Origin of the sequence: Bacillus sp. S71 (genome assembly GCF_016625265.1) — a bacterium.
Classification (GTDB): Bacteria; Bacillota; Bacilli; order Bacillales; family Bacillaceae_G; genus Bacillus_A; species Bacillus_A cereus.
Window position 1 is genome coordinate 1 of sequence record NZ_JACVUW010000030.1, and the last position, 3,801, is coordinate 3,801.

Sequence of the window (3,801 nt, forward strand, 5' to 3'; positions counted from 1 at the left end):
GATGGTAGTTGGGACCTTGTCCCTGTGAGAGTAGGACGTCGCCAAGCAACTTTAAGACGAGTCAGAATGACTCGTCTTTTTTGTGTTTTGTAAAATAAACTTGTAATTAATGTGGGCTCTATGAGTACGTTTATCTAGCAAGAAACAGCTTTATTAGATATTGCCCTTTGGAGCCTGCTCACACCCTCTTTTATTTCTTCAGTTGTTAAATGGCCATACCCTATAATAATTCGATTGTGATGTTTTCCTTTTTCAATGGCGTGGTCTTCCACAGGATATACTTTCACTCCGAGTTGTTGGATTTTCTCAAGTAATTCTTTTGTGAATTGAACTTGATTGAATTCAACAATCAGATGTAATCCTGTAGAATAACCGAAAATATTGATTGTATTTGAGAATGCTGATTGTAATTGCTGGATAAGGAAGTCTCTTCGATTTTTATAGATTTTTTTCATCTTCATAATATGTCGTTCCAAATAACCTTCGGCAATAAATTTAGCAAGGATAAGCTGATTTAAAGAAGGTGTATGTAAATCTGAAAACCATTTTACCCTGCGACATTTTTCAACAAGGTGTGAGGGAAGAACTAAGTATCCCATCCTAAGGGACGGTGATAAAATTTTACTAAATGAACCTATGTATATAACACGTTCGGGATCCAACCCCTGTAATGAACTTACAGGTGAGCCTTCATATCGAAACTCACTATCATAATCATCTTCAATGAGGTAACAATTTGTTTTTCTTGAGTAGTTAACCAATTGAACACGTCGTTGAATTGGCAACGTTCCACCTAAAGGGAACTGATGAGAAGGAGTAATGAAGATGAATTTTGGATTTTTATTTGCAGGTAACAAAGATGTATTCATCCCATTATCATCAACTGGTATAGGGGAAAGAAAGGCTCCTGAATTTTTAAAAATTGTTTGAATGTCATTGGTGATGGGATCTTCTATTAGTACTTCGTCACCTGATAACAAAAGTAACTTGGACACAAGTGTTAAAGCTTGTGTTGCACCGGAAGTAATCACCAATTGTTCTGGATGACAAAAAACTCCTCTTGTTTTTAGTAAATACCGTGATAAAACCTTTCTTAATTCGGGACGTCCTTGGGGGATATCATATCCAAACGTAGAAGGAGGTGTTTCATTCCATATCGTGTGAGACAACTTTGCCCATCCTTTACGTGGAAATAAGTCTAATGCTGGTATTCCTGAACGAAAATTAATGATGTTACTCTCTTTGTTTGTTTCTTCACACCAATATAAAGAATCAATTAGAGTTGATTTTTTACGTTGTTCTAAATAAGCCCCTTCGGCAATGAATGTTCCAGCTCCTTGCCGAGTGACCAAAAAGCCTTCGGAAAATAATTGATCATAAGCTTCTAAAATTACATTCCTAGACACACCTAACTCAGAAGATAATTCCCGTGTTGCTGGTAGTTTATCACCAGATTGTAGCTCTCCGTTTAATATTCGTTCACGTATCTGGTGATAAACTTGTCGAATTAAACTTATATCTAAAGATCGATCAATAGGTATCCAAAGCATATAAATGCTCCCTTCATCAAAATTGGTACCATAAAAGTTTGGATGAAATGGTACTAATACAAACCATTTTAGCATGCTATAGTAGGGTCAAATAGTTCTAAAGGAGATGAAAATGTGATGACTAAACCAGAATTACAAGTAGCTCAGGCATTTAAATCGATTGCACGAAATGAACATATAAAAGCATATGTACAACAATCCACTGAACTTTATGCGTTATTATTACAAGCTGCGAAACGCTTTGTCACCGGAGAAACGAGACATGAGGGAATTGGGACGGCAAAAGAACTAATTACAAAAGGTTATCATACTTCACTAGAATACATAGGGGAAAATACTCTAGATATAGAGGAATGCTATAAAGCAAAAAATGAGTTTTTGAATCTTATTGGGGACATGGGTGCTCTATCTATGAAACAAACAGTATCACTCGATTTATCTCATATTGGATTATCTATAGATCCAGAAATATCTTATATTCATTTAATGGAGTTGGCAGAGAAGGCGAAAGTACATGGAACTACCCTTATGATAAGTATGGAAGAATCATCTAAAGCAGCGGACATTCTTTCCATTTATAAAAAGGTAACTGAGCAATATCATAATGTAGGGATAACAATACAGGCACATTTATATCGCTCAAACAATGATATTCAAGAACTCCTTCATTATCCAGGGAAAATAAGAGTTGTAAAAGGTGCCTATCAAGAAGTTCCGGATATTGCTATGCCTAGGTCAACTGATTTAAATCAACAGTATCTTCAAATTGTAGAACAACTAGTTGAACACAATCATCCTGTATCTATAGCTACACATGATGAAATTCTTATTACAGAGATGGAGCAACGTCAATATTTTAGTCAAACTAATGTAGAAATAGAAATGCTATATGGAATTCGTCCGGATATGTTAAGAGATTTGAAAAACAAAGGACAGAACGCTAGAGTATATTTGACTTATGGGAAAGAGTGGTACTTGTATCTATGTCACCGGATAGCTGAACATCCAGAAAATTTATACCGTGCAGTGACAGATATGATACATTCACCTTCAGCAGAGCGGAGTAGGGAATATTGAATAGACATTTAATACTAAATGTAAAAATGATTTTGGCTGTGGCCTAAAAATAAGAGCCGGATTTTTCTTAGTGTAGAAATTCCGGCCATTTTATATTGAAATTTTTTTAGTATATATTTGTGTTAAAGGCGGACAGCACCCCTGTAGGTATTGAGAGGATTAAGATTTATAATTGTGCAGCCGTCGTATACCTTGTTGTAGAATTGTTTTTGTATGGTTGTGTATTCTTAGGGGGGAGATAGAAACAACGGAAATTATGATTCTATATGTATTTCAAAAGGGGGATATATACTAGAAATGAAACTAAATGCTTTGTTAGTGAAATGATTCGCTCTTTTAGCAGTAAAACGTAAATATAGGTATGGGATTAATATCTATTAATGTTATATAAAAAGTGAAGTAATGAAAGGAACGAGCGTTCTGTATATGTGTGTTCGGTACACTTGATACATTGAGGTGCGTATTTTTAATCCAGTATATGTGTTTAAAAAGAAATGCTATTAATCTATTCGGACCTTGAGCATATCTTAAATGTTTAATTAAGAGGATATGGCTGTATGGAAATGGATGATGCTAAAGATGAAAGAGATATAAGGTTGATATTTCAGTGACATAAGGATAGTTAATAAATATATTAGTGTGGTTCTATATATTTGCGAGTAAACAGATAAGCAACCATTACTTCATATAAGGAGAACTTGGGACTCTATAACTAGAGTAGTATATGAGTTTATTATGGATTTCTGTATCGTTGTCTATTATAAGAATACGTATATCTTCAATCGTTTCTAATAGAGGGCGTGATAAACAAAGAGGTATTAATATTTATTAAAATAAGATTGTTAGTTTCGCTGGGTAAAAACTTCTGTACAAATTAAGTCTAAGGTTTAAAGTAACTTTAATATATTTAGGGAAAATATATTAAAGAGAAGCAGGAGGTAGCTCTTTGGTAATGAATCCTCGGAGAGACGTATCTAGCTAAAAAAGCATAAAAATATTAAATTGAATTTCTTTATAAAAAGGTGTTGACGATTATACTTTAGAGGTGTAATATAGAACAAGTCGCCGATGACATTAACGTCGCAAGCGACAAACAAAATGAAAAACTTAGTTGACATTAACTAACGAAGATGTTAACATAAGGAAGTCGCAAATGAGCGACCAAGTAGTTCTT

Annotated in this window: 2 protein-coding genes; one reads left to right on the top strand and one right to left on the bottom strand. The window is 34.3% G+C overall.

The genetic code is table 11. The annotated features are described in order from the left end of the window. Positions 1–134: 134 nt before the first annotated feature. Positions 135–1,550 carry a MocR-like pyridoxine biosynthesis transcription factor PdxR gene (pdxR, locus tag IBT51_RS26820; RefSeq protein WP_200458886.1) on the bottom strand — a complete coding sequence of 472 codons (1,416 nt, stop codon included), beginning with the start codon at positions 1,548–1,550 and terminating at the stop codon, positions 135–137. 117 nt (positions 1,551–1,667) lie between these two features. Here pdxR and IBT51_RS26825 point away from each other — a divergent pair, with 117 nt between their 5' ends. Next, a complete protein-coding gene (locus tag IBT51_RS26825; RefSeq protein WP_168411628.1) occupies positions 1,668–2,627 on the top strand; it encodes a proline dehydrogenase family protein in 960 nt (319 codons plus the stop codon). The last annotated feature ends 1,174 nt before the right edge of the window (positions 2,628–3,801 follow it).